This is a genomic window from Brevibacterium sp. 1718, assembly GCF_051131255.1.
Lineage (GTDB): Bacteria > Actinomycetota > Actinomycetes > Actinomycetales > Brevibacteriaceae > Brevibacterium > Brevibacterium sediminis.
In genome coordinates, this window is the sequence record NZ_CP186550.1 from 797,725 (window position 1) to 812,599 (window position 14,875).

Sequence of the window (14,875 nt, forward strand, 5' to 3'; positions counted from 1 at the left end):
TGGTGTGACGGGAGGGAAGCGTCTCAGTGCTTCTGGCCGAGCTCGTCATCCCAGAGGCCGGCAGCGCCGATGAGCGCGGCGTCCTGCCCCAATTGTGCCTTCACCAGCGGGGTTCCGGAGGCGGCGGGGATGAGTTCCGCGGTGAAAGCCTCGTGCAGAGGTGCCCACCAGGTCTCGTCCATCTCGGCGAGTCCGCCGCCGATGACGACGAGCTCGGGGGAGAGCACGTTGACGATCCCGCCTAGTGCCGATCCGAGGGCACGTGCCCCCGTGTCGAAGGCGCGAAGCGCCAGTTCATCCCCCGCCGAGGCGGCTGCCGCCAATTCTCGGGTGTTGGCTGACGTTGTCGCAGGTGTGGGAGTCGGAGTGGGGGAGTCGGACGGTGTCGCCGGTGCCGATTCGTGGGACTGCCCATGCGCCGCAAGTTTCCCCGGCGGGGAGCCTGGCTCGGCGGATCCACGGGCCAAGCGCAGGTAGGTTTCGAGGATAGCCGGGCCCGAAGCGATGGCTTCGACGTGACCGGTGCCGCCGCACGGGCAGGCCAGGCCAGCCGCGGCTGCCGAGGGCACATGCCCGATGTGACCGGCGGCAGAATTCCTGCCAGTGAGCAGGTGATGATCGGTGATGAACCCGCCGCCGATGCCGGTGCCCGCCGCGACAAGCAGCGAACTCCGAGTGCCGCTGGAGGCACCGGCGGCCGCCTCGCCGAGGGCATGAGCGTGCACATCGTTGACGACGCGCACGGGTAGGTCGGTGCGGGCGGAGAGTTCGGAGACCACGTCCGTTCCGGCCCATCCGGGCAGCGACTCCGTCGCCGAGACCACAGTCCCCGTCACAGGGTCGATGACCCCGGCCGCGCCGATGCCGATCCGCCATACGAAGTCGGAATCCGATCCGCCCCCGCCTCCGGATTCGGCGGCACTCGACGTGGACCCGACACCGTGCGAACCCGTCACAGCACCACGCGAAGCGGACCCGGCGCCACGCGAACCCGACGTCTCCGCGATGACGGCGGCGGCCACCTCGGCGATGGTGTTAAGAACCGCCTGGGCACCATCTGCCGCGGGCGTCGGCACGCTACGCACGTGCGCAAGTTCGCCGTCGATGACGGAGCCGGCACGGATCTTCGTGCCTCCGACATCGACGGCGACGGTGGCGGGCAGGGTCACAGCAGTCCTGCGGCGGTGACGATCTCGCGGACGCGCTCGGTCTCGTCGGCGTTGAGCGCTTCCATCGGCTCGGCCATCCGATTCGAGCCGATGACGCCCATGAGCTGCAGGGCGGTCTTGAACCCTCCGAGGCCGGCCGCACCAGCGGACACGCGTCCCGGGGTCGCTGCTCCGGTGATGTCGAACAGCTCCGCCACGCGGTCCTGCTCGGCTGCCGCTGCCTGCCAGTCGCCGGCCTTCGCGGCATCATAGATGCGCACATATCCGGCGGGGTCGACGTTGCCGAGCCCGGGGACGATGCCCGCCGCGCCGCCGAGCATCGCACCGTCGGTGACCACCTCGTGGCCGGTGAAGACGGCGAAGTCCGGCAGGTGCTTCGTCGCGAGCAGCAGACGGCGGAAGCCGACATCGTCGCCGGAGGAGTCCTTGACTCCGGCGATGACACCCTCCTCGGCGAGGCGGACGAGGACGTCGAGCGGCATCTTCCTATGCGTGCGCACCGGCACGTCATAGGCGAACAGGGGCACGCTGATATGGGCGGCGACGGCTCGGAGGTGGCGCTCCACCTCGGCGGCATCGGACAGTGCATAGAACGGCGTGGTCACGACGGCTGCGTCACCGCCGATGGCCAGCAGACGGTCGGCCTCTTCGAGGACCCGGGTCGTCGTCTGCTCGCTGATGCCCACGAGGACGGGCACCCGGCCGGCGGCGGCCTCGATCGCGGTGGCGAGGACGAGGTCGCGCTCGGCGTTCGTCAGGTACGGGACCTCGCCGGAGGACCCGAGGACGAAGATTCCGTGCACACCGCCGGCGACGAGGTGGTCGACGAGGGTGGCCAGCCCGGCGCGGTCGACCTCACCGTGCGCGGTGCGCGGGGTCAGCAGCGGCGGGATGATTCCGTGGAAGTCAGTCATGGTCGTGTCCTTACTTGTCGTACTTCTCATTGCTCGCCGAGGCGGCCCCGGAGTCGGCCGGAGCCGATCCGATCGTCGGGGCAGAGTCGGCGGAGATTGCGGGGGAGGAAGCCACGGATGCGGCAGGCTCCCGGGCAGGTTCGGTGGGGACTCGGCGAGTGTAGGCCGAGCGCTTTCCGTAGATCGTCAGCGGCAGCACATCGTGGTCGCCGCGGCCGCGCTGCATCGCTCCGGTGAACAGGGAGATGAGGTAGCCGAAGACCATGGCGCCGATGAACGCGACGGTGGAGACCGCGAACGGTGTGAGTCCGGCCTGCTCCTGGACGACCCAGGCCAGTGCGGCACCGAGCAGGAGGCCGGCGAGCACTCCCGAGGTGTTCGCCCGCTTCGTGAAGATACCGAGGGCGAAGACGCCGGCCAGTGGGACGCCGAAGAGCCCGGTGATCGAGAGGAACAGGTCCCAGGTCTGGGCCTGGTCGGTCGCCGAGAGGTAGAGCGCGACCCCGACGGACAGGGCGCCGACGATGACGATGACGGCGCGGGAGAAGCCGACGCCCGTGCGAGGCCGGCCGTCCTTGGGTGGGAAGAAGCGGTCGCGGATGTCGACGGTCACGCAGGCCGAGATCGAGTTGAGGCTCGAGGAGATCGTCGACTGCGCGGCAGCGAAGATCGCGGCGATGAGCAGACCCGAGACACCGGCCGGCAGAGCGGTGACCGCGAAGTAAGGCACGAGCGCCGAGGTGTTGAAGCCTTCCGGCAGGGCCTCCGAGTGCTGGTAGAAGCTGTAGAGCACAGTGCCGATGCCATAGAACAGCGGGATCGTCAGCAGGGCGAGGAAGCCGTTGACGATGAGCGAACGGGCCGTTGACTTCGGCGAATCCGTGGTCTGGTAGCGCTGGACGACGTCCTGGCTGGCCGTGTACTGGTGCAGATTGTTGAAGACCGAACCGAGGAAGACGATCGGGATGGCCGCTGCGGCTCCGCCGAACTTCCAGTTGTCGGCAGAGGTGAACTTGTCATCGGCTGCGGCGTCGGCGGCGACCGTGACGAGACCTCCGTCGATGGCCATGACGCCGAAGACGAGGATGACCGCAGCACCCACGAGGAGGATGATGCCCTGGACGACATCGGACCAGATGACGCCCTCGATGCCGCCGAGGAAGGTGTAGACGACCGAGAGCACGCCGACGGCTCCGGCGACGAGCGCCGGGTTGATGTCGGTGACCGAACTGATGGCCAGTGTCGGCAGGTAGATGACGATGGCGACGCGGCCGATGTGGAAGAGGACGAAGAGAACCGAGCCGAGCACGCGGATGCTCGGGCCGAAGCGTTCCTCGAGGTACTCGTACGCCGTGGTGACGTCGAGCTTGCGGAAGAACGGGATGTAGAAGAGCACGAGCAGCGGGACGATCGCGAAGATCGCGATATTGCCGGCTGCATAGGACCAGTCGGCGAGGAAGGCCTGCTCGGGCGTGGACATATACGTGATCGCCGACAGCGTCGTCGCGTAGATGGAGAAGCCCGCCGCCCAGGCAGGGATCCGCCCGCTGGCCTTGAAGAACTCCTCTGTTCCTCCGCTTGCTCTCTTGGTGAACCAGACTCCGATGCCGAGGGTGGCCAAGAGGTAGATGATGATCACGGCCCAGTTGAGGCCGCCGAGTCCCGGAGCGTCCATGCTCCCTCCTCACGTGGATGAACGTAGGGGACCGGCGCGGGCGTGAGTGCGAGCGGAAGTCCCATCTGACATAGAAGACCAACACGTAAGACGTATGATGTCCTATGTTGTGAATGTACGGGAATGTGCGGCACGGCACAACCCGGCAGACGGCGGGTGTGATATCTGCGCAGGTGAGGACCTGTGGGCCTCGACGGCTCAGCGATATTCGGGTGCCGCTTATTGAACACTCTTTCAGTTTCCAATACATTCGGTGAAAGACGATGACGTGCAGCAGTCGTGCTGTGAGCCGATTCCATGGCCGAATACGAGGAGACGCGGTGCCCGACCAGCAACCACTTGACGGAGTCACGGTGATCAGTCTCGCCGTGAACCTGCCCGGCCCCTTGGCCGCCGCCCGATTGAGCGCACTGGGAGCCGAGGTCATCAAGGTCGAACCGCTCACCGGCGACCCTCTCGATGCCGCTGTGCCCGAGTACTACCGAGAACTGACCGTCGGCCAGGACATCCGCAGAATCGACCTCAAGGATCCTGCCGGCAAGGCAGAGCTCGAGGCCCTCGCCGCCGATGCCCAGGTGCTGCTGACGGCGATGAGACCGCGGGCGGCGGCCGCTCTCGGCCTGCCCGAGCTCGTCGAACAGCATGGACTTGTCCATGTCGAGATCGTCGGCTTTGCCGGAGACCGCGCCGATGTGCCCGGCCACGACCTCACCTATCAGGCAGCACACTCCACACTCGTACCTGGCACGATGCCGACCGTGCCCATCGCCGACGTCCTCGGCGGCGAACACGCCGCCCTCGAGGCGCTCGCCGGTCTGCGCCAGAAGGAGCAGCTGGGTGCCGCCGGCGGCATCGTCAAGCGGATCGTCCTCGATGATGCTGCCGCATGGGCGGCAGGACCGGCACGGCACGGTCTGAGTTCACCCGGGGGCCACCTCGGCGGGGGATCGCCGTTCTATCGGACCTACCCGACGTCCGATGGGCACATCGCCGTCGCCTGCCTCGAGCCCCATTTTGCGAAGGCATTGGCCGCGCACATCGGCACCGAGGCGGCCGTGCTCGAGCGAACCTTCGCCGAGAAGCCGACCGCGCACTGGGTGGATTTCGCTGCAGAGCACGACCTGCCGATCGAACGAGTAGCGCTCGGTTCCGGTCAGAATCCAGGTCGCTATCGGACACATTCGGTGAACAGGAATATCCGATGCTGACCTAGACTCGAGTGCTGGTGTCCGATGGTGACCTGTAGTCGGGATGTGCGGTCGAATGCGACGAGGAAGTCTCAGCTCGACAAATCCCACCTGTATGCCCCCTCAAGACCGAGCATTCGCGCGTGTGGGAAGATTGAGGGCGTGTCGAAAGTACTTGAGATCCTGACCCCGGAGGGCCTTCCGCCGCTGGCCGAAAAGCCCGGTGTCTCCTTCATCATGCCGGTCCTCAACGAGGCCGAACACATCGAGCAGGCGATCACCACGATTCTTGCGCAGGAGTATGACGGGGACAAGGAAATCGTCCTCGCCCTCGGCCCCTCGACCGACGATACGAACGCCATCATCGAGTCGATGGCCGCGCGTGATCCGCGGATCCAGACTGTCGACAATCCGCGGGCCGCGACTCCGATCGGGCTCAACCTCGCCATCGCTGCGACCCGACACCCGGTGATCATCCGCGTCGACGCGCACTCCGGACTCGGCGCCGACTACACCAGGCAGGCCATCGACACCCTGCGCGAGACGAAGGCCGCGAACTGCGGCGGGCTCATGCTCGCCCGCGGCAAGACCTCCTTCCAGAAGGCCGTGGCACGGGCATACATGTCCCCGGTCGGCCTCGGCGGTCCCGCCTACCACTCTGGCGACGAGGCGCAGGAAGCCGAATCGGCCTACCTCGGGGTCTACCGTCGGGAAGTGTTCGACCACCTCGGCGGATTCGACGAAGGCATCAAACGCGGTCAGGACTGGGAACTCAACCTGCGCATCCGCTCCGCCGGCGGCCGCATCTGGTTCAACCCGGACATGGAAGTCACGTACTGGCCGCGCGGCACCTGGTCGAAGATCGCGCAGCAGTTCTGGGCCACCGGAATCTGGCGGGCCGAACTCATCCGCCGCTACGGGTCGCAGAACTCCATCCGCTACTTCGCCCCGCCGCTGCTCGTGCTCGGCATGGGCGCGGCCGTGATCGAGACCCTGCTCCAACTGTCCGGATCGACGAAGCGGTGGCCGAAGTTCCTCCGCCGCTTCACCTCCCTCATCCACGTCCCCAGCTTCGGCTACATCGCCGGAATCCTGGCCACCGCCTCGGCGGCGAAGGACTGCGGACGACGCGAGCGATTCTGGTTCGGTATCGTCCTGCCGACCATGCACCTGTGCTGGGGCGCCGGGTTCCTCCGGGGACTCGTCACCGGAGCCGGAACGACGAAGGACAGCAGCCGATGAGCAAGAAGAAACCGAGCTGGGCCCACCGGGACCGCTACGGCCGCGGCACCAATGATCCGCTGCCGAGCGTCGATCCCGAATCCCGCGAGCGGATTCCCGTGCCCGATCGTCCCGAGCCGAAGAAATTCAACGCACCCCTGTGGGCCGGCGCCATCGTCGTCCTCCTCGTCGCGGGTGTGTTCGCGATGAACATCTTCGGCTCCGATGACCAGCTGACCGTCGATTCGCTCAACCCACCGGCCGTGGGCGCCCTCGACGGCGGATCGTCGGTGTACCCGGCGAACTCGACGCTCGCCTTCACCGAGAACGTGAAGTTCGGTTACCTGCCCGCGCCCACACTCACCGCTCTGGGCGACGGCACGATCGTGGCCGCGAACCCGGAGACCGTCGCCGAGGACATGGGCCTGAAGAAGGGCCTCGACGAGCTCGACGCGCACGAATTCCTCGACCAGACCATCAAACCGGCCCGCAAGGACACGAGTCCCGGCGATCCCATCACTTGGGATCAGATCGTCGACGAGTTCGGCGGGGACACCGTTTTCATGCCCGCCATCGACTCCGCCGAGGTGGCAACCCCGGCATTGAAGACCATCACCGAGGCGGGGCTCGAGGACTCGACGCTCGTGCGCACCGATGACCCCGAGGTGGCTCGTGCCGCCGCCGATGCGGGAGTCGGCGCTATGTTCACCGGGGACTACACGGTGAGCTCGGCGGAGGACCTCGATTCCGGCGGGTACACGGCAACGGCGGTTCGCGCCGATGATGCGTCGACCTGGGCCGAAACGGACCTGGCCGTCTGGGCCACCGATGTCAAAGACAAGCAGCAGCTCGAGAAGCTCGCCGACGCCGGGGTCACCGGAGCACTGAGTGCGAACCCGTACAAGGTGCTGCCGTCCGAAGTGAAGAAGAACTGACTGCGGCCCCGAACTGAACGTGACGCTGGGGCGGACAGCCGCCTCGGCGAGAAAATGTTGACTATGACCCCGACTACGAAGGAGACGCAATGACCCAGCCCATCGGCAACCCGTCGCACATCGGAAACCTGGATGCCAGCCAGCTCGGCCCACAGCCGACCTACCTGCCCGACGACCACCCGGACGTCGACGCTCGCAAGCGCATCGACGCAGGTGAAGAGCCCATCGATGTCGCGGCCGCACTGCCGGCCTCGTCCCTGGCCTGGGCAGAACTCGCCGATGAAGCGCACCAGGAAGGCCGCCTCGTCGACGCCTATGCCTACGCCCGCGTCGGCTACCACCGTGGACTCGACGCCCTGCGCGCCGCCGGTTGGCGCGGCGCTGGACCGATCCCGTATTCGCATGAGGTCAACCGCGGATTCCTCCGTGCGCTCTACGCGCTCGGCCGTGCCGCCGGAGCGATCGGCGAAGGCGAAGAGGCCGCGCGAATCGAGGAATTCCTGCACTCCTCTGACCCGAAGGCAGTGGAAGCCATCGGCCGCGGGGAGTAGACCCGCCGCAGCTTTTTCGGACACATCGGCCTGCGTGGCGCGTGAGCAAACGCACCACGGAGGCCGATTGTGCTTGTCGGCAGGGCGGCGTAGAACTATATGAATGGGTAATGTTTCCGAGACGGTCATGACGGCAGAGCAGCGCAAGATCCTGGCGGTGATGCTCGTCCCGATGTTCATGTCGCTGCTGAGCGTCTCGATCGTCAATGTCATCCTCCCCGACATGCAGCGCTCGATCGGCGCCTCGAATTCGGCGATCCAGTGGGTGCTCTCGGGGTATACGCTCGCGTTCGGCGTGCTCCTCGTCGCAGCCGGCCGAGCCGGTGACCTCTTCGGCCGTGGTCGGCTCTTCGTCATCGGCGTCAGTGTCTTCGCCCTCGGTTCCCTCATCTCGGGACTGTCCCCGGACCCGCTCGTGCTCAACATCGCCCGTGTCGTCATGGGTCTCGGCTCCGGCCTGCTCAGCCCCCAGGGGGTGGGGATGCTCCAACAGTACTTCCATGGCCAGGTGCGCGGTCGCGCCTTCGGGATGTTCGGCACGATCGTCGGTGTCTCCGTGGGCATCGGCCCCGTGCTCGGCGGTGGACTCATCGCTGTTCTCGGCGACGAGTGGGGATGGCGTTCGGCGTTCCTCATCAACGTGCCGATCGCCCTGGCCGCAATCATCCTCGGCCGTTTCTGGCTGCCGAAGAGCGCCTGGATCGGCACCGGCACCGAGTCCGATTCGGACGGCCGACGCCGCGCCGACTTCGACCCCGTCGGACTCGTTCTGCTCGGCGTGGGCACGTTGCTGGTCATGCTGCCCTTCCTCGAGCGCAGCGCAGGTGCTTGGATCTATGCCCTCGTCCCGGTCGGCGTCGCCGTCGTCTGGCTGTGGGTGTGGTGGGAGAACCGATACTCTCGGCGAGGCGGATCACCGATGGTCGACATGCAGCTGTTCCGGACACGCAGCTTCGCCTACGGGGCGTCGCTGACGTCCATGTATTTCGTCGGTATGCCCGGCATCTGGGTCATCGTGGCGCTCTATCTGCAGAACGGTCTCGGATTCCCCGCCCTCCACGCGGGCCTCGTCGGTCTGCCTTCGGCGCTGCTCTCGGCGATCGCAGCACAGGCGGCCGGCCGTGTCGTGCTCACCTTCGGCCGGAAGATGGTCGTCTTCGGGGTCGCGATCGGTCTGACCGGGGTCGTCGCCTCGGCGCTCCTCGTGGTGGCGCATGAGGCCTGGGGGATCAGCATCTGGTGGCTGCTCCTCACACTCGGGGTCACCGGCCTCGGGCAGGGCATGGCGATCAGCCCGAACCAGACCCTCACTCTGGCCGAGGTGCCCGTCGAGTATGCGGGCAGCTCCGGTGGTGTGATGCAGACCGGGCAGCGGGTGGGCACGGCCATCGGCATCGCGATCGTCACCGCCGTGTTCTTCGTCGTCCAGCCGATGGCCGGCTACGGCGCCGCCATCGTCGCGGGCTTCGGGTTCATTGCGCTCGTCATCGTCTTCGCCGGAATCATCGGACTGGTCGATCTTGCTCGCGGTCGGGCCAAGTCCCGGCAGGAGGGGCAGCCGGTCAGGAGCTGAGCCCCGGTCCGACGACATCGTCGATTTCCGCGTCGAGGTGCTCAATCAGAACGACGAGGTGGTCCCGGTTGCGACTTAAGTGTGGCCAGATTGCTCGTCTGCTCGCAAGCAGCGGGCAATCTGGCCACACTTAACTTTCGTCAGCGGGGGAGAGGGGGCTTGTTCGTGCGGGGAGAGGCGCCCGATCGCTCGTCTCGACGAGGGTCCGCGCAGAAGCGAACCGGCGAATTCGGGCTTGGAGGAGGAGCGGCCGGGTCAGTCGCGAGATTCGGGGGCGGTCGCCTCGGCGCGTTCGATGTCCTGGGCGGCGAACACGGCGTCGAGGAGGCCGGGGAAACGGGCGTCGAGATCGTCCTTGCGCAGGGTATTCATGATCTTCGTGCCCTCATACTCCTGTCGGATCACACCAGCTTCGCGCAGTGTGCGGAAGTGGTAGGTCGCCGTGGACTTCGACACCGGCAGCTCGAAGGTCGCACACGCATGATCGCCGAAAGCGTCGTTGAGTTTGCAGGCGACGGTCCGGCGGACCGGGTCGGCGAGGGCGGCCAGGACGGTGTCGAGTCTCATCTCGTCCCTGCTGGGGTGGTCGAGTGTGCGCATCTGGATCCTCCCATCTCGCCATCGTGTCGGTTGGCGTCGGTGGATGTCGTCTGAACAGCCACCGATCACAGGTAGCGCCGTATCTCTCCATTGTACGAAATATTTGGTAGTACGAAATTCATCGTAGTAAAGTGCGAACTCGAAGTACGAAAAATCTCATACTTCCAACCGACTACTTTCGACGAGATCACGAGGTGTCATGTCTCATCTGCTGTTCGAACCGCTCACACTGCGCGGCCTGACCTTCCGCAACCGGATCTGGGTTCCGCCGATGTGCCAGTACTCCGTCGAGACTCTTGACGGGGTCCCCGCTCCTTGGCATACCGTCCACTACGGCGCCATGGCCCGGGGAGGGGCCGGCGCCGTCGTCGTCGAAGCCACCGGAGTCACACCGGAGGCGCGGATCTCGGCCAAGGATCTGGGGCTGTGGAACGACGAGCAGCGCGATGCCTTCGTTCCCGTCGTCGACTTCCTCCACTCGCAGGGCACCGCCGCCGGCATCCAGCTCGCCCACGCCGGCCGCAAGGCCTCGACGTATCCGGAATGGGGAACCGACCGCGACGGCAGCCTGCCCGTCGACGAAGGCGGTTGGCAGACCGTGGCTCCGTCCGCACTGGCCTTCGACGGCCTCGCCGAACCGCGAGCACTGACCGAAACAGAGATCGCCGAGGTGGTCGCGGCCTTCCGGTCCTCGGCCCGCCGGGCGATCGAGGCCGGGTTCGACTTCGTCGAGATCCACGCCGCACACGGTTACCTCTTCCATGAGTTCCTGTCGCCCCTGAGCAATACGCGCACCGACTCCTACGGCGGATCCTTGGAGAACCGGGCCCGACTGCTGCTCGACATCGTCGATGCCACCCGCACCGAGGTGGGCGAGGACGTTCCCGTGTTCGTGCGCCTCTCCGCGACGGACTGGACCGACGGCGGGCTCACGCTCGACGACACAGTGGAGGTCGCCGGATGGCTCAAGGAACACGGCGTCGACCTCATCGACGTCTCCTCCGGCGGCAATGTGATGGCGTCGATTCCCGTCGGCCCCGGCTACCAGACGAACCTGGCCGCCGGCGTGCGTCAGGGATCGGGGCTGCCGACCGCGGCCGTCGGCCTCATCAGCGAACCGTTCCAGGGCGAGCACATTCTGGCCACCGGCCAGGCCGATGTGATCCTCGTGGGCCGTGAGTACCTCCGCGATCCGAACTTCGCGTGGCGCGCCGCCGACGCCCTGCGCTTCGACATCGACTACCGCCCGGCTCAGTACCACCGCGCGTATAAGTGAGTTGAGGCAGAGTCGCTGGAGCGGCTCAATGCTTATACGCTGACGGCCCAGTTGAAGGTGAAAAGCTCAGATTTGAATATGGGCTCTTCACCTTCAAATGGGCCGTTCGGCGTCTGCGCGGACAGCGCCTCGCTGAGGGTGAGCGTGTGGAGATGTGGCTGAGCTCAGAACGGTCAGTTGCAGCTAGGCCAGGCCTCCGAGCCACATTCCGATCGCCGCGGCCGTCGTGGCGAAGACGAGGGTGCCGAGCGCGTTGACCAGGCCGGCGGCCCAGCGACGTTCCTGGAGAAGTCGGACCGTTTCGAAGCTCGCCGTCGAAAACGTCGTATAGCCGCCGAGGAATCCCGTGCCGAGCACCAGGTGCCAGGCTTGCGGCAGCAGGTTCGCCCCGGCCAGCCCGGTCAGCAGTCCGAGCATGAGCGATCCCGAGACATTGATGATGATCGTTCCCCACGGCAGAGCCGTGCTCATGCGGGACTTGATGAGACCGTCGATCAGCATTCGTGATGAGGCGCCGAGCCCGCCGGCGGCTGCAAGGGCGACGAAGACCAGCGGCGTCATCGGGCACCTCCTCGACGCAGCGTCGTCGCCGTGGCGATGCCGGCGAACGTGGCGAGGCCGCCGATGAGTACCGTTCCCACCACGTAGGCAAGGCCGATGCCGGGGTTGCTCGCACCGCCCGGATCCGCGCCGAGGAGACCAGCGGTATCCGCGGCCAGCGCGCTGTACGTGGTGAACCCGCCCATGAAACCGGTGCCGACCAGGATCCGCGCTCGGCGACGCCACCCTTCATCTGGACCGCTGCGCGCCAGGGAATCCAACAGCAGGCCGAGCAGGAACGCCCCAAGGATGTTCACCGTGAGGATTGCCCACGGCACATCGCCGAGGGGCGGCAGGCTCAGGCTGATCGCCTCGCGTGCCGCAGTTCCGACTGCGCCGCCGATGAACGCGAGCCCCAAATAGGGCAGGCGGAGGTGGACCGGCCGGGTCACTGCTCGCCCTCGCCGGCTTGAGTCTCGGCAGCGGGGGAGGCGCCAGGGGTCGGCGACGTCGCAGGGGCTTCGGGGTTGCCCATGTCGTCGGTGCCTGTCGCCAGCGGAACGACGACGAGGGGGCGATGCTGGCGCCTCGACAACTGGATTGCGACCGAGCCGTTGAAGAACTCATGCAGTGAGCCGCGAACACCTGCGCGACGGACGCCGAGGATGATCATGCGGGCATCGAGCGCCTCGGCGAGCCGGTCGAGTTCCTGTGCCGGTGACCCGGCCAGCGCGCGGGTCGACCAGGCGACATTCGTGCCTTCCAGGGCGGCAGCGATGCGGTCCTGGAGTTCTGGGTCGAACTCGGTGGCCGCCTCGTCGGTGGTGTCCGGATCGATGGGCATCGAGAGCACGGAGCCGTCGGGACGAGTCTCAACGGTGTAGCGGGAGGCGTCGACATGGGCACAGACGAGCTCAGCGTCGAAATGGGCGGCGTAGTCCGCAGCGGCGACGATCACCTCGGCGGGCTGATCGGGGACGACGCCGAGGATGATGCGGGCGTGTGGCGGCCCGTCGTATATCGGATCGGGGCTGGCGGTCATGGTCTCTCCTACCTTTCGGGCATGCTGAAGCCGGTCGAGGTAGGGACTGTTGTCGAAGGCGAACACCGAGGTTCCGCCTCCGAGGTTGGGTACGGCGAGCCCCACCGCCGTGCCGCGCAGTCGCGACACCAATATTGTGCCACAGGGCCATAGCGAAAGGGCCGTCGGATGGCCGGCATCCGAAGATGGCCGGCATCCGACGGCCCCCGCTGGGGTATCAGCGCTCGCCGAGCCTCAGCCTTCGCGGATCGTCATCCGGCTCAGTTTGTCGCCGTCGATGATGAAGGCGAATGATGATCGACCGTTGGCATGCGTCGAACGCCAATCGCCGACGACGATGACGTCGTTTCCGTCGACGGTGACCTCTTCTGGCGTGAGGATGCCGGTTGCGCCGATGAACTCCTTGTCGCTCCACGCCTTGATGGCCTCTCGGCCCTGGAACTCGCGGCCCCAGTCATCCACGACTCCGTCAGAGGTGAATGCGTCGAGGAAACCCTGGTCATCGTGAGCGTTGACGGTGTCGATGAAGCCGGCGACGGGTTCGGGAATCTGCAGATCTGACACGTGTGCTCCTGTGGTTTCGAGAGGTGGTTGTTGGATGGGTGCTCAGGGGACGGAAGTGTCGTGTCCGCCTCAGCGAGTGGTGTAGCCGCCGTTGGCGAAGATCGTCTGGCCGGTGATCCAGCTGCCTTCCGTGGCGAGGAATCGCACGATCGGTGCGATGTCTTCGATTCGGGTCAGACGGTTGCCCATGCCCTGCGATTTGTGGAACTCCACTCGTTCCGGGGTCTCCTGACCGTAGAAGAAGGGAGTGTCCATGGGCCCGGGCGCGATGGCGGTGACGGAGATGCCGCGGTCGGCATACTCCTTCGCCGCGGCTCGGGTGAAGTGCTCGACCGGACTCTTGCCGCCGGCGTAGGTCGAGTAGCCGTCGGTGAACGCGGCGAGCAGGGCGGTGACGATGGTGACGATCTTCCCATTGTCGGCAAGGTGTTTGCCTGCTTCCTTGATGAAGAAGTACGCGGCCTTCGCGTTGATGTCGAACATCGCGTCGTACTCGTCTTCGGTGGTCTCCGCAATGGGCTTGCGCAGAACCTTGCCAGTCGTGTTCACCGCGATATCGATGGGCCCCAGCGCCGAGACGGCATCGTCGAAGAGCCTCTCGACGTTGGCGGGCTTGGTGAGATCTCCGGTGAGCAGAACGCCCTTCGATCCGCTGGCCTCGACGGCCGCGAGTGTCTCTTCGGCCTCCGGGCGCGTTGGTTCCGAGTTGTAGTGGACGGCGATATCGGCTCCGGCTGCGGCGGCCTGTCGAGCGATGAGTCCGCCGAGGTTCTTCCCGCCTCCTGCGATGAGGATGGTCTTGCCTTGCAGAGTCTGTTCAGTCATGGTCTCAACCTCCGTATCGTTGTTACATCGGACTATATCGACGGTACACTATAATATAGCGATATGACAGAAGTTGAGGGAACGGATACACGGACCCGCCTGCTCGAAGCGGCCGCCGACCTCATTGCCGCGACGCCCGGAGAGGACTTCTCTCTGCGCGCTGTCTGCGACGCGGCGGGGGTCAAGATGCCCACTCTGTACCATTTCTTCGGCAACAAGCAGGGACTGGTCGAGGCCGTCGTGGAGCGTGGCTTCGACATGTATCTCTCGGCCAAATCCTCAACCGAATCCAGTGGCGACCCGATTCAGGATCTGCGTCTGGGCTGGGATGCTCACGTCGCCTTCGGCCTGGAGAATCCGGGTTTCTACACCCTCATGTACGGCAAGGTCAGGCCAGGCTATTCACCTGAGGCGCAGTCGAAGCCGAGCGAGATTCTGCGCGGTCTGACGCTCAAAGCGGAACAGGATGGACGGCTCGTCGTTGGCCACGAGCAGGCGGCCGCTCATGTGCTCGCCACGAATATCGGCGTCACCCTGCGACTGGTCATTCAAGGCAAAAACGATCCCGAACTTTCGGCAGGCGTCCGTGAAGGCGTCCTCGCCGCCATCACCGGAACCGGACAGAGCGAACCGGGCGACGGTCGTCTGGGTCATGCTGTCATCGAACGTGCTGCGGCGAATCCGGACATCCTGGGCGAAACGGAGACTCAGCTCCTCATCCAATGGATCGGCCGCCTCGGCGAGGTCTGAAAACGGTCGCCGAACAGGCGGCCGCGCCCGCCTGTTCGGCCGAGGCGGGGTCG

At 66.1% G+C, this 14,875-nt stretch carries 16 protein-coding genes; 7 read left to right on the plus strand and 9 right to left on the minus strand.

The annotated features are described in order from the left end of the window. Positions 1 to 23: 23 nt before the first annotated feature. Genes ACOZ9V_RS03385 through ACOZ9V_RS03395 form a run of 3 tightly spaced genes read right to left on the minus strand, consistent with a single transcriptional unit; the run spans position 24 to position 3,758 of the window. Complete coding sequence (locus tag ACOZ9V_RS03385; RefSeq protein WP_434593638.1) at positions 24 to 1,169, minus strand: ROK family protein; 1,146 nt, start codon at positions 1,167 to 1,169, stop codon at positions 24 to 26. After that, a complete protein-coding gene (locus ACOZ9V_RS03390; RefSeq protein ID WP_434593640.1) occupies positions 1,166 to 2,083 on the minus strand; it encodes a dihydrodipicolinate synthase family protein in 918 nt (305 codons plus the stop codon). The genes ACOZ9V_RS03385 and ACOZ9V_RS03390 overlap by 4 nt, the downstream gene beginning before the upstream one ends. A 10-nt stretch (positions 2,084 to 2,093) precedes the next feature. Continuing rightward, positions 2,094 to 3,758, minus strand: coding sequence for a sodium:solute symporter (locus ACOZ9V_RS03395; protein WP_434593643.1), 1,665 nt, complete (start codon positions 3,756 to 3,758; stop codon positions 2,094 to 2,096). Positions 3,759 to 4,078: 320 nt separating this feature from the next. Between ACOZ9V_RS03395 and ACOZ9V_RS03400 the strand changes: the two genes are divergently transcribed. From ACOZ9V_RS03400 to ACOZ9V_RS03420, 5 genes are all read left to right on the plus strand, one after another. Continuing rightward, positions 4,079 to 4,966 carry a CoA transferase gene (locus ACOZ9V_RS03400; protein WP_434593646.1) on the plus strand — a complete coding sequence of 296 codons (888 nt, stop codon included), beginning with the start codon at positions 4,079 to 4,081 and terminating at the stop codon, positions 4,964 to 4,966. A 141-nt stretch (positions 4,967 to 5,107) separates the two neighbouring features. Further along, positions 5,108 to 6,187 carry a glycosyltransferase family 2 protein gene (locus ACOZ9V_RS03405; RefSeq protein ID WP_229664165.1) on the plus strand — a complete coding sequence of 360 codons (1,080 nt, stop codon included), beginning with the start codon at positions 5,108 to 5,110 and terminating at the stop codon, positions 6,185 to 6,187. Beyond that, complete coding sequence (locus ACOZ9V_RS03410) at positions 6,184 to 7,101, plus strand: hypothetical protein (RefSeq protein ID WP_434593649.1); 918 nt, start codon at positions 6,184 to 6,186, stop codon at positions 7,099 to 7,101. Before ACOZ9V_RS03405 ends, ACOZ9V_RS03410 begins: the two co-directional genes overlap by 4 nt. 89 nt (positions 7,102 to 7,190) lie before the next feature. Next, positions 7,191 to 7,652 carry a DUF3151 domain-containing protein gene (locus ACOZ9V_RS03415; protein WP_139469889.1) on the plus strand — a complete coding sequence of 154 codons (462 nt, stop codon included), beginning with the start codon at positions 7,191 to 7,193 and terminating at the stop codon, positions 7,650 to 7,652. Positions 7,653 to 7,755: 103 nt separating this feature from the next. After that, the gene (locus ACOZ9V_RS03420; RefSeq protein ID WP_181271971.1) at positions 7,756 to 9,225 is read left to right on the plus strand and encodes an MFS transporter; all 1,470 of its coding nucleotides are present in this window, start codon (positions 7,756 to 7,758) and stop codon (positions 9,223 to 9,225) included. 255 nt (positions 9,226 to 9,480) lie between these two features. Here ACOZ9V_RS03420 and ACOZ9V_RS03425 read toward each other — a convergent pair whose 3' ends face one another. After that, positions 9,481 to 9,825: an ArsR/SmtB family transcription factor gene (locus ACOZ9V_RS03425; RefSeq protein ID WP_139469891.1), complete on the minus strand. Its 345-nt coding sequence runs from the start codon at positions 9,823 to 9,825 to the stop codon at positions 9,481 to 9,483. Positions 9,826 to 10,024: 199 nt separating this feature from the next. On the opposite strand from ACOZ9V_RS03425, the gene ACOZ9V_RS03430 reads away from it, so the two are divergent. Then, positions 10,025 to 11,101 carry an NADH:flavin oxidoreductase/NADH oxidase gene (locus ACOZ9V_RS03430; protein WP_434593654.1) on the plus strand — a complete coding sequence of 359 codons (1,077 nt, stop codon included), beginning with the start codon at positions 10,025 to 10,027 and terminating at the stop codon, positions 11,099 to 11,101. A 183-nt stretch (positions 11,102 to 11,284) separates the two neighbouring features. On the opposite strand, the gene crcB is transcribed toward ACOZ9V_RS03430, so the two are convergent. The 5 genes from crcB to ACOZ9V_RS03455 all read right to left on the minus strand — a co-directional run bounded on the left by crcB (position 11,285) and on the right by ACOZ9V_RS03455 (position 14,072). Further along, on the minus strand, positions 11,285 to 11,662 hold the full coding sequence (gene crcB / locus ACOZ9V_RS03435) for a fluoride efflux transporter CrcB (protein ID WP_181271973.1): 378 nt from the start codon (positions 11,660 to 11,662) through the stop codon (positions 11,285 to 11,287). Then, positions 11,659 to 12,093 (minus strand): fluoride efflux transporter FluC, encoded by a 435-nt coding sequence (locus ACOZ9V_RS03440; protein WP_434593658.1) that lies wholly within the window; start codon positions 12,091 to 12,093, stop codon positions 11,659 to 11,661. The genes crcB and ACOZ9V_RS03440 overlap by 4 nt, the downstream gene beginning before the upstream one ends. Further along, positions 12,090 to 12,812: a universal stress protein gene (locus ACOZ9V_RS03445; protein ID WP_434593661.1), complete on the minus strand. Its 723-nt coding sequence runs from the start codon at positions 12,810 to 12,812 to the stop codon at positions 12,090 to 12,092. The genes ACOZ9V_RS03440 and ACOZ9V_RS03445 overlap by 4 nt, the downstream gene beginning before the upstream one ends. Before the next feature lie 105 nt (positions 12,813 to 12,917). Continuing rightward, positions 12,918 to 13,247, minus strand: coding sequence for a nuclear transport factor 2 family protein (locus ACOZ9V_RS03450; protein ID WP_139469895.1), 330 nt, complete (start codon positions 13,245 to 13,247; stop codon positions 12,918 to 12,920). Between the two features lie 69 nt (positions 13,248 to 13,316). Beyond that, a complete protein-coding gene (locus ACOZ9V_RS03455; protein ID WP_434593665.1) occupies positions 13,317 to 14,072 on the minus strand; it encodes an SDR family oxidoreductase in 756 nt (251 codons plus the stop codon). A 63-nt stretch (positions 14,073 to 14,135) separates the two neighbouring features. Between ACOZ9V_RS03455 and ACOZ9V_RS03460 the strand changes: the two genes are divergently transcribed. After that, positions 14,136 to 14,822 (plus strand): TetR/AcrR family transcriptional regulator, encoded by a 687-nt coding sequence (locus ACOZ9V_RS03460; protein WP_181271978.1) that lies wholly within the window; start codon positions 14,136 to 14,138, stop codon positions 14,820 to 14,822. The last annotated feature ends 53 nt before the right edge of the window (positions 14,823 to 14,875 follow it).

What these genes read in the sequence shown, in the direction of transcription:
- ACOZ9V_RS03390 (WP_434593640.1), bottom strand. Translation starts at nt 2,083, where the DNA reads ATGACTGACTTCCACGGAATCATCCCGCCGCTGCTGACCCCGCGCACC.
- ACOZ9V_RS03395 (WP_434593643.1), bottom strand. Translation starts at nt 3,758, where the DNA reads ATGGACGCTCCGGGACTCGGCGGCCTCAACTGGGCCGTGATCATCATC.
- ACOZ9V_RS03410 (WP_434593649.1), top strand. Translation starts at nt 6,184, where the DNA reads ATGAGCAAGAAGAAACCGAGCTGGGCCCACCGGGACCGCTACGGCCGC.
- ACOZ9V_RS03415 (WP_139469889.1), top strand. Translation starts at nt 7,191, where the DNA reads ATGACCCAGCCCATCGGCAACCCGTCGCACATCGGAAACCTGGATGCC.
- ACOZ9V_RS03420 (WP_181271971.1), top strand. Translation starts at nt 7,756, where the DNA reads ATGGGTAATGTTTCCGAGACGGTCATGACGGCAGAGCAGCGCAAGATC.
- ACOZ9V_RS03425 (WP_139469891.1), bottom strand. Translation starts at nt 9,825, where the DNA reads ATGCGCACACTCGACCACCCCAGCAGGGACGAGATGAGACTCGACACC.
- ACOZ9V_RS03430 (WP_434593654.1), top strand. Translation starts at nt 10,025, where the DNA reads ATGTCTCATCTGCTGTTCGAACCGCTCACACTGCGCGGCCTGACCTTC.
- crcB (WP_181271973.1), bottom strand. Translation starts at nt 11,662, where the DNA reads ATGACGCCGCTGGTCTTCGTCGCCCTTGCAGCCGCCGGCGGGCTCGGC.
- ACOZ9V_RS03455 (WP_434593665.1), bottom strand. Translation starts at nt 14,072, where the DNA reads ATGACTGAACAGACTCTGCAAGGCAAGACCATCCTCATCGCAGGAGGC.
- ACOZ9V_RS03460 (WP_181271978.1), top strand. Translation starts at nt 14,136, where the DNA reads ATGACAGAAGTTGAGGGAACGGATACACGGACCCGCCTGCTCGAAGCG.